The 23,860-nt window shown below is 50.9% G+C and carries 21 protein-coding genes; 11 read left to right on the top strand and 10 right to left on the bottom strand.

Translation table 11 applies throughout. The features are described 5' to 3' along the window. Positions 1–177: 177 nt before the first annotated feature. Positions 178–885: a type III secretion system effector phosphothreonine lyase gene (locus J2X14_RS03960; RefSeq protein WP_352409888.1), complete on the bottom strand. Its 708-nt coding sequence runs from the start codon at positions 883–885 to the stop codon at positions 178–180. A 363-nt stretch (positions 886–1,248) separates the two neighbouring features. Between J2X14_RS03960 and J2X14_RS03955 the strand changes: the two genes are divergently transcribed. Next, entirely contained in the window at positions 1,249–2,277 is a 1,029-nt protein-coding gene (locus J2X14_RS03955; protein ID WP_352409887.1) for a tyrosine-type recombinase/integrase, read from the top strand. Between the two features lie 260 nt (positions 2,278–2,537). Here the strand turns inward: J2X14_RS03955 and J2X14_RS03950 are convergent, their stop codons facing one another. After that, the gene (locus J2X14_RS03950) at positions 2,538–3,578 is read right to left on the bottom strand and encodes a protein-tyrosine phosphatase family protein (RefSeq protein ID WP_352409886.1); all 1,041 of its coding nucleotides are present in this window, start codon (positions 3,576–3,578) and stop codon (positions 2,538–2,540) included. 356 nt (positions 3,579–3,934) lie between these two features. Between J2X14_RS03950 and J2X14_RS03945 the strand changes: the two genes are divergently transcribed. Continuing rightward, complete coding sequence (locus tag J2X14_RS03945) at positions 3,935–4,735, top strand: MetQ/NlpA family ABC transporter substrate-binding protein (RefSeq protein WP_352409885.1); 801 nt, start codon at positions 3,935–3,937, stop codon at positions 4,733–4,735. 102 nt (positions 4,736–4,837) lie between these two features. Here J2X14_RS03945 and J2X14_RS03940 read toward each other — a convergent pair whose 3' ends face one another. Next, positions 4,838–7,441: a dermonecrotic toxin domain-containing protein gene (locus J2X14_RS03940; protein WP_352409884.1), complete on the bottom strand. Its 2,604-nt coding sequence runs from the start codon at positions 7,439–7,441 to the stop codon at positions 4,838–4,840. Between the two features lie 270 nt (positions 7,442–7,711). Between J2X14_RS03940 and J2X14_RS03935 the strand changes: the two genes are divergently transcribed. Beyond that, positions 7,712–8,677 (top strand): apurinic/apyrimidinic endonuclease family protein, encoded by a 966-nt coding sequence (locus J2X14_RS03935; RefSeq protein WP_352409883.1) that lies wholly within the window; start codon positions 7,712–7,714, stop codon positions 8,675–8,677. 28 nt (positions 8,678–8,705) lie between these two features. Continuing rightward, complete coding sequence (locus tag J2X14_RS03930; protein ID WP_352409882.1) at positions 8,706–9,758, top strand: nickel/cobalt transporter; 1,053 nt, start codon at positions 8,706–8,708, stop codon at positions 9,756–9,758. On the opposite strand, the gene J2X14_RS03925 is transcribed toward J2X14_RS03930, so the two are convergent. Then, positions 9,755–10,663: a LysR family transcriptional regulator gene (locus tag J2X14_RS03925; RefSeq protein ID WP_502889964.1), complete on the bottom strand. Its 909-nt coding sequence runs from the start codon at positions 10,661–10,663 to the stop codon at positions 9,755–9,757. The two genes, J2X14_RS03930 and J2X14_RS03925, sit on opposite strands and share 4 nt — an antisense overlap. A 93-nt stretch (positions 10,664–10,756) precedes the next feature. Here J2X14_RS03925 and J2X14_RS03920 point away from each other — a divergent pair, with 93 nt between their 5' ends. The 3 genes from J2X14_RS03920 to glsB all read left to right on the top strand — a co-directional run bounded on the left by J2X14_RS03920 (position 10,757) and on the right by glsB (position 14,088). Next, on the top strand, positions 10,757–11,824 hold the full coding sequence (locus J2X14_RS03920) for an SDR family oxidoreductase (protein ID WP_352409880.1): 1,068 nt from the start codon (positions 10,757–10,759) through the stop codon (positions 11,822–11,824). A gap of 349 nt (positions 11,825–12,173) precedes the next feature. Further along, positions 12,174–13,064, top strand: coding sequence for a LysR family transcriptional regulator (locus tag J2X14_RS03910; RefSeq protein WP_352409879.1), 891 nt, complete (start codon positions 12,174–12,176; stop codon positions 13,062–13,064). 100 nt (positions 13,065–13,164) lie between these two features. Continuing rightward, positions 13,165–14,088: a glutaminase B gene (glsB, locus tag J2X14_RS03905; RefSeq protein ID WP_352409878.1), complete on the top strand. Its 924-nt coding sequence runs from the start codon at positions 13,165–13,167 to the stop codon at positions 14,086–14,088. A 27-nt stretch (positions 14,089–14,115) separates the two neighbouring features. Here glsB and bla read toward each other — a convergent pair whose 3' ends face one another. Together bla and dcp are read right to left on the bottom strand one after the other, a co-directional pair. Continuing rightward, the gene (bla, locus tag J2X14_RS03900; protein ID WP_352409877.1) at positions 14,116–14,979 is read right to left on the bottom strand and encodes a class A beta-lactamase; all 864 of its coding nucleotides are present in this window, start codon (positions 14,977–14,979) and stop codon (positions 14,116–14,118) included. A gap of 136 nt (positions 14,980–15,115) precedes the next feature. Then, positions 15,116–17,269, bottom strand: a complete 2,154-nt coding sequence (gene dcp, locus J2X14_RS03895; protein WP_352410139.1) for a peptidyl-dipeptidase Dcp — start codon at positions 17,267–17,269, stop codon at positions 15,116–15,118. A 224-nt stretch (positions 17,270–17,493) separates the two neighbouring features. Between dcp and ydfG the strand changes: the two genes are divergently transcribed. Next, positions 17,494–18,243 carry a bifunctional NADP-dependent 3-hydroxy acid dehydrogenase/3-hydroxypropionate dehydrogenase YdfG gene (gene ydfG / locus J2X14_RS03890; RefSeq protein ID WP_352409876.1) on the top strand — a complete coding sequence of 250 codons (750 nt, stop codon included), beginning with the start codon at positions 17,494–17,496 and terminating at the stop codon, positions 18,241–18,243. A gap of 31 nt (positions 18,244–18,274) precedes the next feature. Here ydfG and J2X14_RS03885 read toward each other — a convergent pair whose 3' ends face one another. Next, the gene (locus tag J2X14_RS03885) at positions 18,275–18,601 is read right to left on the bottom strand and encodes a YnfA family protein (RefSeq protein WP_352409875.1); all 327 of its coding nucleotides are present in this window, start codon (positions 18,599–18,601) and stop codon (positions 18,275–18,277) included. Between the two features lie 119 nt (positions 18,602–18,720). Here J2X14_RS03885 and J2X14_RS03880 point away from each other — a divergent pair, with 119 nt between their 5' ends. From J2X14_RS03880 to J2X14_RS03870, 3 genes are all read left to right on the top strand, one after another. Continuing rightward, entirely contained in the window at positions 18,721–19,068 is a 348-nt protein-coding gene (locus J2X14_RS03880) for a DUF1283 family protein (protein WP_352410138.1), read from the top strand. 52 nt (positions 19,069–19,120) lie between these two features. Then, positions 19,121–19,417, top strand: a complete 297-nt coding sequence (locus J2X14_RS03875) for a DUF1161 domain-containing protein (RefSeq protein ID WP_352409874.1) — start codon at positions 19,121–19,123, stop codon at positions 19,415–19,417. Between the two features lie 363 nt (positions 19,418–19,780). Beyond that, a complete protein-coding gene (locus tag J2X14_RS03870) occupies positions 19,781–21,262 on the top strand; it encodes a PhoPQ-activated pathogenicity-related family protein (protein ID WP_502889963.1) in 1,482 nt (493 codons plus the stop codon). A 113-nt stretch (positions 21,263–21,375) separates the two neighbouring features. Here the strand turns inward: J2X14_RS03870 and J2X14_RS03865 are convergent, their stop codons facing one another. The 3 genes from J2X14_RS03865 to J2X14_RS03855 all read right to left on the bottom strand — a co-directional run bounded on the left by J2X14_RS03865 (position 21,376) and on the right by J2X14_RS03855 (position 23,596). Next, the gene (locus J2X14_RS03865) at positions 21,376–21,675 is read right to left on the bottom strand and encodes a HigA family addiction module antitoxin (protein WP_352409872.1); all 300 of its coding nucleotides are present in this window, start codon (positions 21,673–21,675) and stop codon (positions 21,376–21,378) included. After that, positions 21,675–21,953 carry a type II toxin-antitoxin system RelE/ParE family toxin gene (locus tag J2X14_RS03860; RefSeq protein WP_352409871.1) on the bottom strand — a complete coding sequence of 93 codons (279 nt, stop codon included), beginning with the start codon at positions 21,951–21,953 and terminating at the stop codon, positions 21,675–21,677. Before J2X14_RS03860 ends, J2X14_RS03865 begins: the two co-directional genes overlap by 1 nt. 188 nt (positions 21,954–22,141) lie before the next feature. After that, positions 22,142–23,596 carry an MDR family MFS transporter gene (locus J2X14_RS03855; protein ID WP_352409870.1) on the bottom strand — a complete coding sequence of 485 codons (1,455 nt, stop codon included), beginning with the start codon at positions 23,594–23,596 and terminating at the stop codon, positions 22,142–22,144. Positions 23,597–23,860 lie beyond the last annotated feature (264 nt).

The following is a 23,860-nucleotide window of genomic DNA, read 5'->3' as shown; positions in this document are numbered from 1 at the left end:
ATAACGCCGACCCGCAATGCCATTTTCACCATGCGGCATCTCTTTTCATCCTTTTGATTGCCACCTCGTTTTTGCCCCGTTTTTGCAGGCTTTGCACGATGAGTAAACCAGAGTCTGATATCAAAGATATGATGGCCTCCGCAGTCTTCTTACTCACTATAAACCTCAGCGCAGCAGTTACTCGGTCATCAAACGATAAAACGGTTCCTCCCGTAAAACCTGGCTCTGCATTTCGCTTCCCTTACGCTCGCTGCGTAGTTCATTACGATAACTGAGATATTGCCAATTTTCAGGATGAACATCTGAGTCGGGACGCTGCCCAGGCATAATCCCGTTTTCGGCTAGTCTGGATTCCAGGTACTCTATAAATTGCCGTATCTTGTGGAGCAACAACGCACTGTACTGCGAATTTTCCTGATCCGATTTTATATACAACGTAAACTGAGCACCCACGCTCACGCGGGATTGCGGATCGGCTCGCTCCATATCGGTTACCTTCCACTTATCTACCGGACTCTCCTCTGAAAACAGCAATCCGGACAGCACCTGAAATGCTTGCGGCACCTGCTCTCCGCGCACACTGATGTGGAATTTGTCTCCGGAAAACTCGCCCTTCCAATGCGCATTTTCTTGGCATGCGTGGATGAAGGCATCGTCACCATGGTTATGCAGCCGAAAACCCTGGCTCACAGCAAAGAAGCCACTCTGACGTATCCCTGAGTAGTCTGGTGCATCCAGTGCCTCTTTGAAGTGAGACACAGGCATCTGTCGCATTTGATTGTGCAAGGCACAGAAATTCTTTTTCAGGTTCTCATTCCCAGGGGGCACCGACCCAACATTCAAAGGAGAAAAGCTAAATTTTAAACTGCGTTTAGTAATTGGCACGGAAAAAGACCTCTGCAAGATGGGGAATTTAGTTATCACGGATAAATTATCAGCCTGCTTTTATCTCTGCTTTTATGAAACGATGATTTAGCGTAGATGCACTGCCTGCTGGGTCTTCGCCACAGGTTTACCCTTTTCTTGGCGATCGATGGAGGATCTTAGTGCATAACTTTATATAATGGGACTTATATAAAGTCAGGACAGCGCGCTTGCATGCAGGTATCATGAGCCTCGCCATTAAATCGGCACATTTCCGCCCTTTTTTTGGTGTCGCTACGTGAATTCTGTAGGATAACAGCCCTGCTGATTTCGCAGATTTCACGTAGCGCGATCAACTCCAGTTTGGATATTTACTGAGCTAAAATGACAAAAATTGTTCAACATGACGCGCAATTACCTGCCTTAATCGCTGACGATAATATCGCTGAACAGCTGCGCGCCTTCGTCCAGGATCGGGAAGCTTTCTCACCAAATACCTGGCGGCAGCTGCTAAGCGTAATGCGTATTTGCCACCAGTGGGCTGCCGACAACGGTCGCGGCTTTTTACCTATGTCGCCTGAAGATCTACGCGACTATCTGACATTTTTGCAGGCGCGCGGCCGCGCATCTTCGACTATCGCTACCCACGCATCGCTTATTTCCATGCTGCATCGTAACGCCGGACTGCTGCCGCCAAATACCTCGCCCGCCGTGTTTCGTGCGATAAAGAAAATCAACCGCGTCGCCGTGGTATCGGGCGAACGCACCGGTCAGGCCATTCCTTTCTGTTTATCAGACTTACAGACGTTGGATATGCGCTGGCAAAATTCCGTACAGTTAAAGGAAGCGCGTAATCTGGCGTTTTTGCATGTGGCCTACAGCACGTTATTACGCGTCAGCGAACTGGCTCGCCTGCGGGTAAGCGATATCACTCGCGCCGAAGATGGCCGTATTATTCTGGATGTCGCCTGGACCAAAACCATTGTGCAAACTGGCGGACTGATCAAAGCGCTGAGTACATTGTCTTCGCAACGCCTTACCGAATGGATTACGCTTGCCGGACTTGCTACTGAACCGGACGCTTTTCTCTTCTGCCCGGTACATCGCGCCAATAAAGCATTGATAACCACAAACCGCCCGTTAAGCACGCCAGCGCTGGAAGCTATTTTTATTCATGCCTGGCGGGAAACTGGCCGCGGTCAACCCAAAGGCAACAAGAACCGTTATCGCGGCTGGAGCGGACATAGTGCCCGCGTTGGCGCCGCTCAGGATATGGCAAAGCAAGGTTATGCGGTGGCGCAGATTATGCAGGAAGGCACCTGGAAGAAGCCGGAAACGCTAATGCGCTACATCCGTAATGTCGATGCTCACAGCGGAGCGATGATCGACCTGATGGAAAAAAATAGCCAGTGATTGTCCTTTGGCAATACCATTCAGTACGCCATCACTGTTATCTCGTTCCATTCTTCGGAAATAGATATGCGTCCAGCATCAGTAAAATAGATGCTAAGCCAACCAGAAAAGGCCAAAGAAAAGATCGCTGGCCTTTTGCTGTAGGTATGAGTTTGATGCGACCCAGCCCGGTTTACTGTTGCTCTGGCGGAAGCCACGTCACACTGATAACACGTGCGTGTAGCCCCTTGACGTATTTTCGTTGCACCGGGCGCCAATCGTTAACTATCTGACTTCAACAATTCCTCTAATTGCACTAATGTTTTATATTGTTCCAACGTTTGTACCATCCTGGCACTGCCCGTAGCCCGCATCCCCTGAACAACTTCCCGTGCGCTTTTGTTATTATCTTTGTCCATTAATAGTAATGCACCTGTAAGCATGCCTGTTCGCCCTATCCCTGCGTTACAATGAATGAGTGGTTGTTTGGCACGAGAAGGATCTTTATCACATTCACTTTCTACTTTGTTTTTAACAAAGTCAGCTAATTTTTTTAATTCATTTGAGGTGATGGTTTCTCTGTCCTTCCAGTTTGTTACATGGATAACAGAGAAATCCGATTTATTGGTTTTATCAGAAATATTCATTCGGTGATGATTTAATAACAGACGACCCAACTTTGTTTCGACATTTTTTTTAGCGTTTTTATTCACCTTGCTACGGCAATTTACTGTAATGTCTCCATAACTTTTTTGCATACCTTCACGAAAGTATTCAGGGAGATTTTTTTTTGCGATATCTTCCTCAGAGGATAATACAACTATAACTGCAGGCTTTTGCTCCATCAACATTTTGAAATGTTGCTCAAGGTAAGCCTGCTTCGGGAACTGACAACGTATCGCAATCTCTTTACCATCAACCTTAATCTGGTTTGCAGGCATGCCTGTTCCGTTTTTTAACTTAACTTGCGTGGCTATGGCTGTTTTTATATCACCGTACCTTTCCAGCCCCTTAACGCTGGTATAGTTATTGCTTTTATCCGGCCCATCTGAATATTTATTCAATTGATCGAAATCTATTTGACAAACTCTTGAAAACAATTCTGCGTATTTTTCCGAGCGTTTCATTTCTCGGTGATCATAAGAAATTACCTGACTCAATTTAGGATTGTTAACTGAGTTTTTTAATCTCAATAATCGTTGAGCAAAAGCAATGTTATCAGTCGTGGGGTTTTTCTCGGCCAGTATGGTTGCTGAAGCAGCACTGTTAAACAGATGCGATTTTAAATAAAGCGCGAGGTTTGAATTATTTACATTAGGCATGATGATCTCCATTTCAAAAAAAACAGCAAGGATAAATGACGTTATATTATATAAGTAATAATCTCTGGTTCCTTTCAAAATCCGCCTATTTCATTCTGCAGGGTTAATATTAACGAAAGAATAAATTTTCTACTTTAAGAATTAGCTACATTTCTTTTTCATCGTGTTTTATCTTGCCGAAATGCGGAATGCTGTGCTGTGGTTTCAACCCGACAGCCAGCTCATTAGGCTCGTTTCTGCGCTGCCAGCAAAAGCGCCGGGGCGCTGGAATTTTCAACTAACGCATCGCTTATGGATGTACAGACGTCTGGATGTATATTATAGTGTTTTTCTAACACTTATAAGGGAACGACAGAATGAAAAAAACACTGCTCACGGTCTTGCTTGCTGCATCCGTTACGCTGCTCAGCGGCTGTGATAAAGACAGCGAAGATAAAATCAAAGTCGCGATCAACACCGGGCCCGATCAGCAACTATGGGAAACCGTTAAGCAGGTCGCTCACGATAAATATAAGCTCGATGTCGATGTAGTGGCCTTTAACGATTACGTGCAGCCAAACGAAGCGCTGTTTAACAAAGATGTGGATGCTAACGCTTTCCAAAGCCTGCCATATCTTGAAATGCAGTCGAAAGAGCGTGGCTACCGTTTTGCGGTCGTGACTAATACCTTTGTTTTCCCTATTGCGGGCTATTCGCGCAAGATTAAATCATTAAAAGAGCTGCCGGATGGCGCAACCATCACCATCTCAAATGAGTCCACAACGCTGGGCCGCAGCCTGCTGCTGTTGCAGGCACAAGGAGTAATCACCGTTAAGCCTGAAGCGGGTCTGCTGCCGACCACGCTGGATATCACTTCTAACCCGAAAAATATCAAGTTTGTTGAGGTGGATACGCCGCAGCTGGCGCGCACCCTGGACGATCCGCAGGTTTACGTTTCTATTATCAACAACAACTTTGCCGCGCTGGTGAATCTTTCTGCCTCACGCGACGGCATGTTTATGGAAGGCAAAGCCTCTCCTTATGTGAACGCCATCGTCGCGCGTGAAGATAACAAAGACAGCGCGAACGTTCAGAAGCTGAAAGAGGCCTTCCAGTCACAGGAAGTGCTGGACAAAGCCAATGAACTTTATAAGGGCGATATCATTAAAGGGTGGTAATTCATTTTCCTGTAAACCGCGCAGGTGATTTCTGCGCGGTTTTTTGCTGATACCACTACGCTATTGATATCAGCTGAACAATTCACCATCGGGCCATCTGTGTTACTTCCACTTACGCCAGCCGACTATTTGGTCCGGGCTTATTATTCCTGGAACGGCAAACTCCCGAATTGGATCATTCCTGCCATAATATTTATTAAGGCTATTTGACATATCGACCGCCTGTCCCCGCTTTAAAATAATAGCGTATTCATAATTTCCATATGATCCCCCATTTAGTCTGTTCACAGACGTAGAAACATAAGAATACTCTTTTCTTGAACCTAGCATATGATCTTCAATCGTCCCTATTGTTTCTGTTCTGGGGTAAAAGCCGCCAGCGGCTACTATCTCTTCTAAAGAGCGGTTATCCTGACGGTAAACTATCATTTCATCTTTATTTAGCACCCAACTAGCAGCTATTCTTCTGGATTTTGGGACAAATTTCAGATGGGAGTGGTCAGGCCAGGTTTGAATATCAACAGGCTCAAAATCATTGGGTATTTTCATCTCGTTATGACCCACAACTTCATCAGGGCCATCTGAACATAGTTTACCAAAAGTAGCGCCTCTTTTTACCCGATAGCAATCCTGCTCTTTATCATAGTCTTCTTCCTGTGCTGTTTCGTCTGCGAGAGCATTGAATTCTTCTTCATTAAACGACTCTTTATACGCCAGATGCTCACTCTCAATTCCGGATTTCACTTTATTAATAAAGTCATACCCTTCACTATCCGGGAACTTTATTGCTTTATCCATAAGGGCCATTGCTATCAGGTTAATCACGTCATATTTAATTTTTTGCCATTCGGCTGACTTTTCCTGGTAGGTATCGGCGTCAATCGCATGTTCAAGATGAATTCCCAGCGACAAAAAAGGAGACACTGGATTAGGAATAATATTAGAAGCATCTATCATCTCTTCCCACATATCCCGTTTAACCTCATCATCTGACTTGATTAGCGAGTCAAGATCTGAAAGGGTTTTTTCTCTTATTTTATCATGCAGATAGATAAAGAATGTTTCAGGCGGTACGGACGATGGTTTCATGGCAATTTTATCATAATACTTATTGTCCTGATTGATTGCGTTGAGCCATGCATCGATACCATAGTAAAACGCCCCGTCTTGTCTGTTAGCTATTGTAAAGTGAGACGCGATCATATTTCTGTGTTCCAGAGTGGCACAGGCATTAGTCACCCAGACTCGCATTTCAAAATCGCCGCGAAATGATATAAACTTAAAATCACTTTGCGGGAAGTAAAGCGTTACGCGCCCATTAGCTTCATTACGAAAAACAAACGCGTTGGATGCCTGGTATCCATCGATATCAAAAAGCGTTCCGGTTACGTTGGTATCATTCAATACGCCGATGCCGTTCAGAACATCCTTTGCAGCAAGATTGTCAATACTACTAAGGTTGATATCGCTAATCGCGTCGATAAAGTATTTTTTTATATGGATGTTTCTATTCTCATCCAGCGACTTCTCTATTTTTTCTTTGGCAAATTTGTAAAAGTCGATGTCCCACACTAAATCAATGAACTCACTCGGTTTGATTTTTATTGCTTTGTTGGCTTCATATTTATCATTTTCCTTGATTGTAGTATTATAAATGCCACACATCGCGTCTACATCAACCAAATCATTCTGGGTTCTTACATCAAAATTAGTAAACAAGAATTCTGTTAAGGATTTCTTTACACGAGGTGTATATTGAATCTCTTTATCACCATCATATAAAACCGCTTCGAAACGAATGAAGTCAAGTTTGTCGGGGTTGACATCCAAATGAAACCGCTCTTTTATCCTTTCCCGGAGGGTATAACTGGCAAAGCTTTTTAAATCCGGCGTAATGTCATTATAATTATCATAAAATTCCCTTAACGCCTCCTTACCCTTATCAATAAATTTTTTGCCAGCCTCCTTCTCTACGTAGTAATAGTTTTTGCTCAGCTCAACAATGTCACCATCATCATCTTTAATCATGAACTGTACACCATTTTCGATACCGATATACATGCCATTGTTTAGAGCAGCCGCTTCCGCGACAGGAAATGTTAATGGGTCATAACGGCGCAAAAATCCTTCAGCAACGTTAATGGCATTTTGCAGCGAACTTAGCGGACTATAAATGTTAACGTTGTCTGAACAGGTGGCGTCAGGATGCAGAGAAGAAGCAGGTTTATTATCATCAGACTCAAAATGCGCTGCCGGAGCGGAAAGGATGACAGGTTGATCCGAATCGGTCAGCGGTTGGTGATGAGTCGTCCCGGCTGCCTCACCAGCCTCTCCGCGTTGCTTTGTCGCGCTGGCCCAGTTTTCTCCTGAACGCCGTGCGGCTGACCGCATCAATTCCCGTCGAATCGCCTGATCTACCCTAAGGCTATCGGCTAAATCTATTCTTTGCTGAATTTGCAACGCTTCTGCTCTGGCTGGCGTGATAGCAGGCCCAACAGGCGTGTTCCGCACGGCGCTGAGTACCGAAAGCGTTTGTATCATTGCATTTGCCAGACGCTGCCTGTGTATATTTCCTGCATGGGCACCGGGCTGGGCGGCAAGGCGTTGGACGACTTCATCCTGTTCTTTTTGCCCTTGCTGTTTTGCCTGGTTCCATCTCTCGTGATTTCCCATTGATCTGCGGTAGTCTTGCTGCGCTGTATGCATGAATTTGCTCCTGTGGTACAAAAGTGGCATTTAATAAAGTAATCATGTCCGCAGCGCTATCAATTAACGCTTATCGCTGTCGGCAGTATCGAATTGTCGCCCCGTCTGAGGCCGGTTTACGGGTTATGCAATGCGGCGAAGGCGCGGCGTTAAAAAGCGATGCCGGGGTCCACGAAACGGTGGTACGTGAAGGTGCTACTTTTTTAGCCATTTTTAGCCATTTCTCCGTTAACTGTTACACTTAGGTAGGTATGCTACTCAGGAGAAATTATGAAATTAGGCTTTGCTTGCAAATATCTTAACGCTGATTTAAAACAGCCCTTTCCGTTCAAAGCCACCACCAGAAAGCGTTTTCTCAGCCTGAATAATGAAGAAAGAACGCATCTGATTTATGAATTAGCCAAAAATAATCTGGTTAATCTGTTTCACACGCTGGAACAGCTGGCCCAGCTGCCTGAAGACTTACGCATGATGCGTATTGGTAGCGATCTATTGCCGTTATATACCGTTCCTGAAGCCACCATTCTGTATAATGCGTTTCTTCCCGATCTTACGCCGCTGTTTATTAAGTGCGGCGAGTTTGCTAAAGCCCATAATATCCGCCTCTCTTTTCATCCGGGACAATATTCCGTGCTGGCATCAGAAGATGAATCTGTAGTCATGCGTGCTCTGGAAGATGTTGAATATCATGCGCTTTGTGCAACGTTGATGGGATATGGCCGCGAGTTTCAGGATTTTAAAATCAATATCCATATGAACGGCAGAAAGGGATTTGCCGGTTTTAAAGACGCCTTCGGTAAACTTAGCCCGGAAGCCAGGCTGATGCTGACGGTCGAAAATGATGAGGTTTCCTGTTCGCTCGATGATGTGTTACAGGCAAAAGCGCTCTGCCCGATTGTGTTAGATATTCATCACCACTGGGTGAAAGAAAATGAATTTATTCAACCTGACGATGCGCGTATTGATGAAATAAAAGAATCATGGCGCGGCGTGCGACCGGTTTTGCATTATTCAATATCGCAGGAAGGGTTAATTCCTGAGCAGGGTTTTCCGGATCAAACCGTATTAGGTTTATCAAAAATGAAATTTCGCTCGCATTCCGATTATTATTTCAACAATACGTTAAACGACTGGGCATTATCGTTTACTGATTTTGATATTATGTGCGAAGTGAAAATGAAGAACCTGGCGCGCGATCGGCTGTATGCTTACCGAAATAATTCGGGTATATACTGAAAAAGATTTTTCTTAATCTGGATATCTTATGCTGATCCGTACCCTCACCTCTGGCAGGCGAAGCCTGATCGTTATCGTTACGCTGTTAACGCTGCTGGCACTGGTTTGTTGGTGGAACTGGGATGCGTTTCTGGCATGGAGCCTGGCGACGCAGATTACCCTGCATCGTTATCTGGTGCTGCACCTGCTGCAAATCAATAACGGTCAATACAGCGGTGGGCTGTGGCTGCTGTTCTTTACCTTTCTGTATGGCGTCTTGCATGCGGTTGGCCCCGGACACGGCAAGTTCGTTGTTACAACCTGGCTAAGCACGCAGCAGCAGCAAGCGTCTCCTGTGCTACGGGCGGTGCCGCTGGTTGGCAGTCTGGTTCAGGGGCTGAGCGCCATTCTGTTCTTGTTTGTTCTGGCGGTGGGATTTAATCTGGTTTCCGGCGATTTGAGCCTGAGTCGCTGGGTGATGGAAAAAGCCAGCGCGCTGTTGATTGCCGCGTTTGGCGGCTGGATGTTGCTGCGCGGGCTACGTGCTTTTCCGTTCGCCACCCGCAAAGCGACGCCCGTAACGCAGCCACCAGCCGCTGCGCCAATTGCTATGCAGGCTTCTGCCGATGCGGTGACGCGACCCTGGTCCTTAGCACCCCGTTCTGTCGATGCGGTAAGCCATCCTTATTCTGTGCATGATGCGCAATGCGGCTGCGGCCACCATCATATTCCGCTGGTTCAGCCCACCAACTGGAAAGAGCTGCTTGGCGTGATCGCGGCCATTGGTTTACGTCCCTGCAGCGGCGCGATTACCGTTTTATTGTTCTCTAACGCTATTGGTATTGTGACATGGGGCATGCTGGCTGTGATGACCATGGCATTAGGCACCGGTCTGTCATTGTTATTGCTTGCCATCGCGGTCAGCCGTTTACGTGATACCGTCGCCGCTATCTGGCTACGCGACTCGCCCACCGCAACCACCAGCATCATTGCGTTAGTAAGAATTGCCGCTGGCGTACTGCTGATGCTTTTTGCCCTGGTTCTGTTTCTTACGGTTGTGCCGGTCAGCCCTAACGGCGATTTTATTGCGGCGGGTTGCTAACGAATTGCCAGATGATGAAACGTCTTCAGTAACGCATCCACCTTCGGCAACAGCTGTTTCTTACGCGGCCACACCAGCCAGAGCGGCAGGCCATCCAGCGTCAGCTGCGGCAGGATAACCTTCACCCTGCCCGCCTGCTCGGCGTCGCGAATCAGCCAGGTTGCCATCTGCGCGATACCCAAACCGGCGCTGACCGCGCTCAGCTGCGCTTCACTGTCGCCAAAGGCCAGCACAGAATTCACCGTACGGCTGGCGATACGCCCGTCGGCGGCCAGAAAGCGCCACGGCGTGGTGGTGCCGTCAACCCGTTCATAGGCGATAGCGCGATGCTGTTGTAGCGTTTCAAAACTCTGCGGTGTCCCGTAGCGTTGCAGATAGTCGTGGGAGGCGCAAAACACCAGCTGTTCGTTGCCCAAATGACGGACGCCCAGCGAGGCAGGATGATCCGCCGGTCCGCCGATACGCACCGCAACATCGATATTCTCTTCAAACAGATCAACAAAGCGGTCGGCAAACGTCATATTGATCTGCAGATCGGGATAATCGCGGCAAAAGTGATTAATCAGTGGCATAACGTGCGTACGCCCAAAAGTCAGCGGCACTGCAACGCGTAGTCTGCCTACCGCATGGGTACGCTGTGCCGCCAGCACCGTTTCCGCTTCGCTGAGTTCATTCACCACGCGTTGACAGGTTTGATAATAGGCTTCCCCGGCGTCAGTCAGGCGCAAGCTGCGGGTGGTACGTTCAAACAACCGCGATCCCAGGCGCTGTTCCAGCCTGGCTATACTTTTACTGACTGCCGAACTGGTGAGATTCAGCCGCTCGGCGGCCGCACTGAAACTCCCTGCTTCTACCGTGGCGACAAACGGCATAATGCCTTTAAGCAAATCAATCCCGATCATAATTCATGAATCCTGTTCTCAAATCTTGTGAATTTATACCTCAGATATGAAATTAATTCCGCACTATGCTTATCACTATCTGTTACAGGAGGCGTAATGAATAAGAAAGCATTAATCGTAGGTGTAAGCGGCGTGGTCGGCAGTGCGCTGTCAGAAAAATTACAGGCAGATGGCTGGCAGGTTTATGGCCTGTCGCGTGGACGCTCGCCGGTGCCGGAAGGTTGTCACTCCCTGACCGCCGATCTGACCTCTGAAGAATCCGTTAACGCCGCGCTGAAAGATCTGCATTTCGACAGCCTGTTCTTTAGCGTCTGGGCGCGTCAAGCCAATGAAAAAGAGAACATTCGCGTTAATGGCGCGATGGTGCGCAATGTGCTGGAAGCGATGGGCGAGCGTCTGAAAGGCAGCCATGTCGCGCTGGTTACCGGCCTGAAGCATTACCTTGGCCCGTTTGACGCCTACGGTAAAGGCAGCGTGCCGATGACCCCGTTCCGCGAAGAACAGGGACGTCAGCCGGTAGATAACTTCTACTATGCGCAGGAAGATGAGCTGTTTGCCGCCGCAGAGAAATATGGCTGTACCTGGAGCGTGCATCGTCCGCATACGGTTATCGGCTATGCGCTGGGCAACGCCATGAATATGGGTCAGACGCTGGCCGTCTACGCCACCCTGTGTAAAGAGACCGGTATGCCGTTTATTTTCCCTGGCTCCGAAGCGCAGTGGAATGGCGTAACCGATATGACCGATGCCAGCCTGCTGGCCGAGCAGCTGGAATGGGCCGCAACCTCACCGGCGGCACAGAATGAAGATTTCAACGTGGTGAACGGTGATGTGTTCCGCTGGAAATGGATGTGGGAGCAAATCGCCGATTACTTTGGTATACAGGCCGCCCCATTCCCTGGTGATATGCAGCCGCTGGAAGGCCGTATGCTGAACGCCGATCACGACTGGGAAAAAATCGCTGAAAAATATCAGCTGCGCGAGGCGGATATTAACCGTCTGGCTTCCTGGTGGCATACTGATGCCGATCTTGGCCGCCCGATGGAAGTGTTTACCGATATCAGCAAAAGCCGCAAGGCGGGCTTTACCGGCTATCGCAGCACGCGTGATGCCTTCTTTACGCTATTCGATAAACTGAAAGCTAACCGCATCATTCCGTCCTGATGTCATCCAAAGCGCCTGCCGGTTATGCAGGCGCTTCTGCCATTTGCTACCGTGATCGCTATGCCCGCGAATATCTCTCTTTTCCGCTTCTTACAGCCAATAGCCAGTAAACGGTTGACGACACGCCAATAACCTCCGAGCGGGAGTCAGCTTTTATATCGAAAATTATTGGTGGCAATAGTGGTATTTGCTAAAGATTGATTCGGGGCAGATGATTTCCGTACTTCAGACATGGTGTCCGCACTGGCCTGGCCTCCATCTTTACTATCCCAACCGGCGGCAGCACACACGAGCCATGACGTTGATGGTTGAAGCCCTGCGCTATCAGGAACAACAGGCGTAAGATTTTATGGCTGATGAAATCTATCGGGACATTGTGGCTTTTATTACCGTTGCGCGCGCGCGTAGTTTTACCCGTGCGGCAGCGGAACTGGGCGTTTCACAATCCGCGCTGAGCCACACGATCCGCCAGCTTGAAGCGCGACTGGGGTTGCGCTTGCTAACCAGAACCACCCGCAGCGTTTCTCCCACCCAGGCGGGCGAACGGTTACTCGAACGCGTAGCGCCCCGGTTTGCAGTTATCGCGGATGAGCTGGCCTCATTGTGCGAGTTAGGCAGCAAGATCGCTGGAACCGTCAGAGTAACGGCATCAGATTTTGCCTTTAACGCTTTCGTATGGCCCCGCCTTTCCGGTGAGTTGCGCAAATATCCCGATCTCAAACTGGAAATCGTCAACGATCCGGCGCTGACTGATATCGTTGCCGAACGTTTTGATGCCGGTATCAGACCAGGAGATCAAATCGGCAAAAACATGTCGTCCGTGCCCATTTCTCCCGATTTGCAGATAGTGATTGTGGCGTCGACTGCTTATCTCAGTGCCAACCCGCGTCCCCTGACGCCTGATGATTTAAGCCAGCATGCATGTATTAATACCCGTTTTTCTTTTAGAGAAGGGATCAACGCCTGGGAACTGAGGAAGGAGGGTATTAATCTGACGTGCCGTGTTGAAGGCCCGCTGCTCTTTAATTCTGTTTATGCGGCTCTTGATGCCGCGCTGGCAGGATATGGGCTGGCTTATCTCCCTGAAATACTCGCACGTCCCTGGCTAGAGAGCGGTCATCTGCAGACGGTGCTTGACGCGTGGTGCCCTGCGCAGCGGGGGTTTCATATCTTCTATTCTGGCGAGCGCCAGCTTCTACCCGCCCTCTCCCTGATTATTGAGACGCTACGTTATGAGTAACGGTAATAGATGTAATAAAACAGCCTTAACGTACAATGCTTTTCGATATCCAAACTGACCCCTATCATGCTGCGCAAACAACGTAACGGAGACGATTTTCTTGGCTGAACTCAGCAATGCTTTATTGGAAGAGATCTTACAACAGGTGCGCCCTTTAACGCGTCAGGGAAAGGTGGCTGACTACATTCCGGCGCTGGCGCAGGTGTCACCGAACCATCTGGGTATCGCCGTGCTTACCCGTGACGGTCAACGGTATCAGGCGGGTGATGCGGACGTCCGTTTCTCTATTCAATCGATTTCTAAAGTGTTATCGCTGACGCTGGCGCATACGCGCTATCAGGAGCAGGAGATCTGGCAGCGGGTGGGCAAAGAGCCTTCCGGGCAACCGTTTAATTCGCTGGTGCAGCTGGAGCTGGAACGTGGCAAACCGCGTAATCCTTTTATCAACGCAGGCGCGCTGGTGGTTTGCGATATGCTGGAAACCCGTCTGACTGCCCCGCGTCAAAGAATGCTGGAGGTGGTGCGTCAGCTGTGCGATGAGCCGACGATTAACTACGATCGCCATGTTGCCCGCTCTGAGTTCGATCATTCAGCACGTAACGCTGCCATCGCCTGGCTGATGAAATCCTTCGGCAATTTTGCCAATGAAGTGCCCGGCGTGCTGCAAACCTATTTTCACTACTGCTCACTGGCGATGAGCTGTCAGGAGCTGGCGCGCTGTTTTTCTTATCTGGCCAATCAGGGCTGTGCGCTGGGCGAGACGACGCCGGTGCTGACGGTACGCCAGACGCGTCAGATCAATGCCCTGCTGATCACCAGCGGTATGTATGACGGCGCAGGCGAATTTGCCTGGCGGGTAGGTATGCCAGCGAAATCGGGCGTAGGCGGCGGCATCATTGCCATTATCCCCGGCGAGATGACCATTGCGGTCTGGTCGCCGGGCCTTGACGCCTCCGGTAACTCGCTGGCGGGCACGGCAGCGCTGGAGCTGCTCTCTGAGCGGCTCGGCTGCTCGATATTTTAATCACCGGGCGTGATGCCCGGTTGGGGATCAGGGTAGTTCAGCTATCACCGCGCGCGTGGCGGCAGCCAGTACCGCTTTATTATGGGGGGCTTTCTGCTGCGGCTGTGTGAAGTAGATGGCTAATATCTTTGGCTGCCCGTCGGTGGGCCAGATCACCGCCAGGTCGTTGGTGGTGCCATAATCGCCCGCACCAGTTTTATCACCGACGATCCAGCCTTCTGGTACGCCTGCACGAATGCTTTCATCGCCGGTGGTGTTTTGCTTTAACCAGTGGTTAAACATTTCGCGCTGCTGTAGCGGTAATGCGTCGCCCAGCGTCAGCTGCTGCAGGTTAGCGGCCATGGCGGCGGGCGTGCTGGTGTCACGCATATTCCCCGGCACCGCGCTGTTCAGGGCGGGTTCGTAGCGATCGAGCCGGGTTATCCGGTCGCCCAGCTGACGCGCCCAGTCGGTAACGCCCTGCGGCCCGCCCAACTCGTGCAGAAGATAGTTAGCAGCCAGGTTATCGCTGTATTCGAGGGTGGCGGCGCACAGCGCAGCGATGGTCATGGCTTTGCCGATATAGTTGCCGGTGACGGGCGTCCAGGGAACGGCGTCCGCATTATTTATCATCACCTTTCTTTCCAGCAAACCGCGCTGGCTGACGCTTTTATGCAGAATGGCCGATACCGCCAACGTTTTAAACGTGCTGGTCATGGGGAAACGCTCGTTAGCGCGGTAACCGTAGCGCTGGCTGCCGTCGATCCATGCCACGCCGAGCCGCCCGCCGTTGGAGTTCTCCAGTTCGGCCAGCTTTTGCGTCAGGGTGGCCTCACTGGCCAGCGCGTTCACTGACCACAGCAAAAAGGTGCCGGTCAGCAGTGCGTAGCGCCATAAGTACGTTTTTTGCATTGGGTACGTCCTGTTAAATTATCCTGAAGACTGGACGTCATTGTACATTAAGCGCCTGTTTTTACTGTTGTGTTGTGCATACTTCCTCGGTAAAAAAAGGGCATCGCTGCCCTTTTATCCTTTGTCAGACGCCAGTTTAAGGCGCGTCCTGCAAACCACGGTTAATCAGCATGGGTTCGATTGCGGGATCGTGACCGCGCCAGTCATGATAAAGCTGCTTAAGATCGCTGCTGTTACCACGCGACAAGATCATATCCCTGAAGCGCTGACCATTTTCACGCGTCAGGCCGCCGTGCTCTTTAAACCAGGTAAAGCCATCATCCGCCAGCATTTCGGTCCACAGATAGGCGTAATAGCCCGCTGCGTAGCCATTGCCCCAGATATGCTGGAAATAACTGGAACGATAGCGCGGCGGCACCTGCGGCAGATTGACCTTATCCTGCGCCAGCGCGGCCTGTTCAAAAGCATCCACGTCCGGCTGAGGTTCTCCGGCGCTGAGGCTGTGCCAGTGCATATCCAGCAGCGCCGCCGCCAGCAGCTCAGTCATGTCATAGCCTTTGTTAAACTTATCCGCCTTAAGGATTTTATCATGCAGCGCCTGCGGCATCGGCTCGCCGCTCTGATAGTGACGGGCAAAGTGCTTAAACACCTTATCATCACTGGCCCAGTGCTCATTAAACTGCGATGGAAACTCAACAAAATCACGCGGCGTGGCGGTGCCGGAAAGGCTCGGATAGTGCTGATCGGCAAACATCCCGTGCAGCGCATGACCAAACTCATGGAACATGGTGATCACATCGTCCCATGACAGCAGCGCGGGCTGTCCTGCGGCCGGTTTGCTGAAGTTGGCGACGTTATAAATCACCGGTTTGGTGCCCAGCAGCCTGGACTGGTCGACGAAGTTACTCATCCACGCCCCGCCGCCTTTGTTATCGCGCTTAAAGAAATCGATATAGAACAGCGCCAGCGAACTGCCATCCTTATCAAACACCTCATAGACGCGCACATCAGACTGATAGACCGGCAGATCTTTGCGCTGTTTAAAGGTCAGACCGTAGAGCTGGTTAGCGGCATAAAATACCCCGTTCTCCAGCACATTGTTCAGCTCAAAATAGGGACGGATTTGCGATTCATCGAGATCGTATTTCGCGCGGCGCACCTGTTCGGCGTAAAAGCTCCAGTCCCACGGAGCCAGCTTAAAGTCGCCCTGCTGCTGGTCGATCACCGCCTGAATATCTGCTGCTTCGCGTTGCGCGCGCGCCGTGGCGGCCGGAACGATATTGCGCATAAAATCGAGCGCCGCCTGCGGAGTTTTCGCCATTTGATCCTGTAGCTTCCATGCCGCATAGCTGTCAAAGCCCAGCAGCTTCGCCTGTTGCGCCCTGACCGCCGCCAGACGGGTAATCAGCTGACGCGTATCATTGGCATCGCCTTTTTCCGCACGCTGCCATGAGGCGTTAAACAGCGCTTCGCGCGTCTGACGATCTGACAGGCTTTGCAGCTCCGGCTGCTGGGTGGTGTTTTGCAGCGCCAGCAGCCATTGATTTTTCAGGCCGCGCGCCGCGGCTGCCTCAGAAGCGGCGGCAATTTCGCCTTCGCTTAATCCGGCCAGCGCGGCCTTATCTTTGACGATCAGACCGCCCGCTTTGGTTGCCGCCAACAGACGATTGGTGAACTGGGTGCTGAGCGTGGCCGCTTCCTGGTTCAGCGCTTTGAGTTCGGTTTTTTGTTGATCGCTCAGGCTGGCGCCCGCCAGTTGAAATGATTGCCAGATAACCTCTACCAGGCGACGTGACTCGGCATCGAGCTGGAGCTTATCGCGCTGCTGGTAAACGCTGTCGAGACGCGCAAAGAGTTTGCTGTTAAGGTGGATTTCATCGTCCAGCGCCGCCAGTTTCGGGGCCATCTCTTCATCGATTTTTTGCAGTTCGTCGCTGGTATTGGCCGAGGTCATGGCGCCGAATACGTTAAGCACGCGCTTCAGCAGCAGGCCGCTTTTTTCCAGCGCCACATAGGTGTTCTCAAAATCAGGCGGCTGGGTATCGTTGGCGATTCGCGCCACTTCCTGCTGTTGCTCCCGAATGCCCGCTTCAATTGCCGGACGATAGTTGCTCTCCTTGATGCGATCGAAAGGCGGCGCCTGAAAAGGCAGCGTGCTGGGCTGGCTAAAGGGGTTCTGCTGTTCGCCGGACATGGTCTTCTCCTGATGGTGGTTAGCTGTCGCGTCAGCGGCCTGAGCGGCCCCGCTTAGCGCCAGACCGATAGCCAAAAATAACACCGATAACCGCATATCCTTACTCTCCTGTTCCTTGCCTGTAAAGTCAGAATCATAAGCGCAGTTAACCGATGTCGCCAGCGTTTCGCATCGCTCAATCACCCTGCCTGCTCCCGCTTTGGCGGAGCGTACAGGCGCAGCCGCGCGCCGCTTTTCGTTCCAGCATTAACCGGCTCTGGGCAGTAGCAGAACGAAGTGTTATGGTGAACGACCCGAAAAATTTGTTGAGGAACAGTGAGATGATCATTTGTGTTACCGGCGCGACAGCCGGTTTTGGTCAGGCCATTGCCCGTCGTTTTATCGCGGCAGGACATAAAGTTATCGCCACCGGACGTCGTCAGGATCGCCTGGAAGCGCTCAAGACGGAGCTGGGGGAAAACCTCTATACCCTGCAATTTGATGTACGTAACCGCGCGGCAATTGATGAGGCGCTGGCGACGCTGCCTGCCGAGTGGCAGCAGATCGATATTCTGGTCAATAACGCCGGGCTGGCGTTGGGCGTAGAGCCAGCGCATCAGGCCAGTATCGAGGACTGGGAAACCATGATCGATACCAACAACAAAGGGCTGGTTTATATGACCCGTGCGCTGCTGCCTGCTATGGTTGAGCGCAATCGCGGACATGTTATCAACCTCGGATCGGTTGCCGGTAACTGGCCTTATATGGGCGGCAACGTTTACGGCGCGACCAAAGCGTTTGTGCGTCAGTTCAGCCTGAATCTGCGTACCGACCTCCACGGCACCGCGCTGCGCGTGACCGATATTGAGCCGGGCCTGGTCGGCGGCACCGAGTTTTCCAACGTCCGCTTTAAAGGCGACGACAGCCGCGCGGAAAATGTGTATGCCGGAACCACTGCGCTGACGCCGGAAGATGTTACCGAAGCGGTTTACTGGGTCGCGACGCTGCCTGCGCATGTGAATATCAATACGCTGGAGATGATGCCGGTCAGCCAGACCACCGCCGGACTGAAAGTGGCGAAAGAGGCCTGATGATAGCAAAGGGAGCCTGGCTCCCTTTGTTTTACGCTTTGCCCCATCCCGCCACAATAATCAGCATGCCGCAAAAAGCTACCGCCGCGCCCAGCCAGTCGGTATAGCTTAAACGCACGCCATCCACCCAACGCAGCCACAGCAGCGCCGTGACCACGTAGACGCCGCCATAAGCGGCATAAACGCGCCCGCTGGCGGCCGGATGCAGCGTCAACAGCCAGACAAACATCGCCAGACTCAGCGCCGCCGGAATCAGCAACAGCGCCGAAGCCCCTTTTTTTAACCACAGCCAGGGAAGAAAACAGCCAATAATTTCGGCAAGCGCCGTAAGAAAAAACAGCAGTGTGGTTTTAATCATAAAAACAATCTCAAAGCTAAACGAAGCGCCTGGCTCGCTGGTGGGTAAATGACCGACGATGATATACTAAAACCTGGGTCACCTGATGGCCGGTCGCCATGATAGAGAAGGAAACAATGATGCAAACATTATCTAAACGTCTGGCTCTCGCCCTGCTGCCGTTTACGCTGTTCAGCGCCCTGGCGCTGTCGTCTGGCGCGGCGCAGGCGCGCACCGAGCGTTTGATCATTGAAAACGGCAATAATGCACTCAGCAATGAAGAAGCGCGTCAGGGTAAAGAGCAGTGGGATGATACGCGTATGCTGCGTAAAAAAGTAAACAGCCGTGTGGAAAAAGAGTTTGATAAAACCGATCGCGCCTTTGATACCCGCGACGCCTGTGAAAAGAGTTACAACGTGAACGCCTACTGGGAAGCCAATACCTTGCGCTGCCTGGATCGACGCACCGGGCGCCCCGTCGCGCCCTGATCGTACTTTACTGCTATAGTTACCGCTGGTTTTATTGCAAAAGGATGATGTGATGAGCGCAAAGAAGTGGATATTAAGCACCCTGTTGGTTATTGCTCCGCTGGCGGCCCAGGCCTCTTGCGAGTCGGTAAAAGCGGATATTAGTCAGAAAATCATCAATAACGGCGTGCCGGAATCGGGTTTTACGCTGGATATTGTGCCTAACGATCAGGCTGAGGCCGCAGGTGGTCAGGTCGTTGGGCATTGTGAAAACGATTCACAAAAAATTGTCTATAAACGTACCGGCGTCGACAGCGAAACAAACGTACCTGCTGATGCGGGCACTGCGCAGGACGCACCGGCTTCCTGATCATCCTCAAGGCGCCTGCACGGGCGCCTGTTTTTGGTGCCTCTCGCCCCACATGATGAAATGCATGCCAGATACATTTATAGTTACTCTCCCCTTTTTAATATAATCGCTCTCGCTGTCTCGGTTTAATTTATTTCTTACACCAGATCATTATATGATCTGAAAGTAAGTGAAATTCATTTCGCACACATTATAATCCGCACGTCCTCAATGAGGAATAAAACAGGCTGTGCTGGAGCGCCTTATTATGCATTTGCGAGATAAGGTCGAAGGTTAATATGGAGCAGTAAGGCTGATGACAATGATGGTTAATAGCCTGGAATGGATGCGTTTTTACCTTCTAAAAGGAGTTTTCTGATGAAAATGAAATCATTATATATGGCGATGCTTTTTATTTCGCCGACCTGTCTGGCGTTGCCTACGAGTGAACACCATAAAAATATCAAACTGACGCACGTCATTTCTGATTACCGGCTATCACTTGCTTCCCTTCCTCTTGATTATTCTCCCCTGGAAACAAAACAGCTACCTGGCGTTAGGCTGCAAAGGTATAACCTCAATTCACAAACGTGGTCTCCACAGGGCGTTGTCTCTCCGCAACGCTGGCAAAACGGGGTGGATATCTATATTCCTGATGCAGCCAGAGAGAAAAACGCACTTGTTGTTATCAATAACGGCAGCAACAGCAATAGCTCAGGCACGCCTGTGGCGCCCACAAACTTCAGCGAGGAAGAACTTTCACGTATTGCGGTTGCCACACGAACGGTGGTGATATCAGTCAGTAATGTCCCTAATCAGGCGCTAAATTATCAGGGCGTTGCCACGCCTCTGGCTGAAGATGACAGTGTGGCCTATTCCTGGAAACTGTTTATCAAAGATACTCAGCAATACCAGAACGCCTCCCTGCATATCCCTATGGCGGCGTCGGTATCGCAGGCGTTCAGGCTGGCGAAGAAAGAACTGGCACAACAGAATATAACTAAGTTTATTGTCACCGGCGCCTCCAAACGAGGCTGGGCCGCGTGGCTGACAGCGCTGTCGGATCCAGACGTCGAAGCCATTGTTCCGTTTGTTATGGACCTGCTGGATACTAAAAAGTCACTTACACATATGTATCAGTCATACGGGAAAAACTGGCCAGTCGCCTTTTATCCCTATTATAAACAGGGCATTGACCAGCAGATTGGTACGGATGAATTTGCAAGCCTGATGACGCTGGAGGATCCTATTTCCTACCTGAATACCGATATGGATGACCGTCTGAAAATTAATAAATATATTATTAATGCCAGCGGTGATGATTTCTATGTGCCTGACAACAGCCATTTTTATTATGACCTGTTACCCGGATCAAAGTCCCTGCGGGTGGTACCTAACTCCACACATAACGGTATTCTGTCCGTAGCTGAGCAGTCGTTAATCACTTTTGTTAATCGTTTTCAGGAAAAGCAGGAACTCCCTAAAATTAAGGAAAAAGTACGGCGCCGCTGGGACGGGAAAAAAGAGCTGGCGGTCAGTTTCTCGGAGAAACCGGCAGTCGTTTTACAGTGGACAGCCAGGAACCCGGCAGCAAGGGACTTTCGCTATGCCTGCGGTATTAAATACCACGCATTTCCCGTCAGTCTGACAAACGGCGGTGGTACGCTCAGCGTGCCACTGACAACACCGGACAGTGGATGGCAGGCCACTTATATTGAAGCAACCTTCAATGATGGGTATGTGGCCACAACACAGGTATATATTACGCCGGACGAAAAATATCCGGAAACCGCGCCGCCGTCGGCAGGGGCTGCCTGTCAGACCCTTCCTGGTCGGGGACTGAATCCCCCATCTGTGCCGCAGTAATGTGGTAACCTCTGTTTGTTTCTGTAAAAGCCGACGGCAATAGCTGTCGGCTTTACAAAGGTCAGTTTGGAAAACGGAAAACAGCAAAATGCCCACATAGCTGCGGGCTTCTTTTATGCCTGTAATGGCTGCGGTTTATATTTCGTATCAAGCCGGGAAATGTCGACTGTTTTTTCGGCCTTGTCGAGACTGTAGGCCGCCTGTAACCTCATCCACATCTCAGGAGTAGACCCCAGCACGGCGGCCAGCTTGATAGCCATTTCCGGCGTTACCGCTGCGCTACCAGATACCAGCCGCGAAGCCGTAGACGGGGCAATCGCCAGCGCCCGCGCTAATTCCCTGATACCGATGTCGAGATCTTCCATAATCCCGGAGATGATTTCCCCCACATGCGGGGGGTTATGCATTCTCATTAGTGATAATCCTCATAGTTTAAGATGTAGGCGTCGCCGTCCTGAAATTCAAAGGTTATCCGCCAATTCCCGCTAACTGTTACCGTCCAACAGCCCTTTCGGTCGCCCTTTAATGGGTGCAATCTGTAGCCGGTTAAGTTTATATCCTCGATGCGCTCCGCCAGGTCGATTACTCGTAGCCGCTCGCGGAGCCGTTTCTCATGTTGAGCGTTAATCTTTCGCGTTGAACCCGTCTCGAAAAATTCTCTCAATCCGCTGTGTTTCCAGCTCTTGATCATAACGGCCGTTCCCTGTTGCGCCACAAGGAACACATTAAATCAATGTTCCGCATCACGCAACAGGGAGATAGCTAATTTCTGCGATTTTGCCTTTATCGGTATTTCCCTGAAGCATACCGATACACAAACCACGTAAACCTCCCATTGCTTTGCCAGGTTCTTTTCATTTATCCCACTCTCGTTTAATCCTATTCCGGCCTGCGGCGCGGCATCGTCCATGCGATAAACAAACTGCCCACCGCAATCACCAGCGACACAATAAATACCCAGTGCAGCGAAGCGGCGATTTGCAGCGTCATTTGCTGCAATGTCCCGCCATCTAACGCCTGTCGCCGCTCTGGCGACATCAGCTGCTGCACGGGATCGTGCGCATTGGGCAGACGCAACAGCAAGTTATAATTCAGCACCGCGCCCATAATGGCGGTACCCAGCGCTGAGCCGAGCATACGGCTAAACATAATCGAGGCGGTGCAGATACCGCGAATAGCGAAATCGGCACTGTTTTGCACCGAGACCAAAAAGGTGGTGCTGGTCATTCCCATGCCAGTACCGATAACAAACGCGGCGAAGCCCGCCTGTAGCAGGCTGCTGTTGGCATGCAGCGTTAACAGCAGCGCCGTACCTGCAATCAACAGCAGCGCGCCCAGCTGGGCGGTAAAGCGATACGAGGTATGTAGCATCAAACGACCGCTCAGCGTACTGGCAAGCGGCCAGCCAATCGACATCATCGCCAGCGCGCTCCCCGCCTGCAATGGCGAACCGCCGTTAATACCCTGAATCCAGGTGGGCAAAAAGGCGCTGATGCCCATCATCGCCGCGCCGATGATTAAATTTCCCGCGTTACCCGCAACAATGACCCGGCTTCGCCAGATCGCCAACGGAAACAGCGGCGACTCAGCCTGTCTTTCATGGCGCAGCAGAATAAAACCCGCCAGCAGCGCGACGGCTAAAAACAGCAGCAGCCAGTAGCCCAGCGCTTCGGCCTGCAGCAGCGCAACCAGTAGCGCGCTGACGCTGAGCATCAGCCAGGCGCTGCCGGAAAGGTTTAGCCGCTGCGCCGAAGTCTGTTGATGCGTTGGCAACCAGCGTATCAGCATCAGCATCGAGATGATCCCCAGCGGGACATTTACCCAGAAAACCAGCGACCAGCTAAAATGCTGCACAATCCACGCGCCGGTAAGCGGGCCAATAATAGCCGATACGCCCCAGACGCTGGAGAGCCAGCCCTGAATGCCCGCCCGCTCACGCGGCGAATAGATATCGGCCACGATGGTGGACGTAATCGGCATAATCGCGCCCGCTCCCAGCCCCTGAAAGGCGCGGAACAGAATAAGCCAGGTCATGCTGTGCGCCATACCGCACAGCACCGAACCCAGCAAAAACAGCGAGGTGCCGATCAGGAATATACGCTTGCGTCCCCACAGGTCAGCCAGCCGTCCGTAGATCGGCACACTGATTGCCTGCGTCAGCAGATAAATAGAGAAAACCCAGCCAAACTGCGAAAAGCCGCCCAGTTGAGCAATAATGGTGGGCATGGCCGTGGCGACAATCGTTACCTCAATAGCGGCCATAAACATCGCCAGCATACAGGCGATTAAAATCCAGTGACGATGCGCGACCGTCTGATGTTGAGCTTCTGACATGTTTTCCCTTCCTGTTAATGCACTAAGCGTAGCCCACTGCGTAACGCCGCGCGCGCTCTTTTTTGTGACGTTGTCACTTCAGTCTGGCTCGCTTTGTTTCTGCAAAAACAGCGATTGGCTTCTGTTTACTGCCCCTGGTCACAGCGTAACTATCCTGCTGATTTGCCGCTAAAACTGGCGAACATGCCCTGGCGCTGCTATAGCTTTAAGGCGCCGCGTTTGTTTTTGCTGATAAAGGCGTAAAAATCAGCAAGTTATATTTAT

The organism is Mixta sp. BE291 (assembly GCF_031457955.1).
GTDB lineage: Bacteria > Pseudomonadota > Gammaproteobacteria > Enterobacterales > Enterobacteriaceae > Mixta.
Note: the sequence above shows the minus strand (reverse complement) of the source record. Positions and strands in the feature narration are given on the sequence as shown.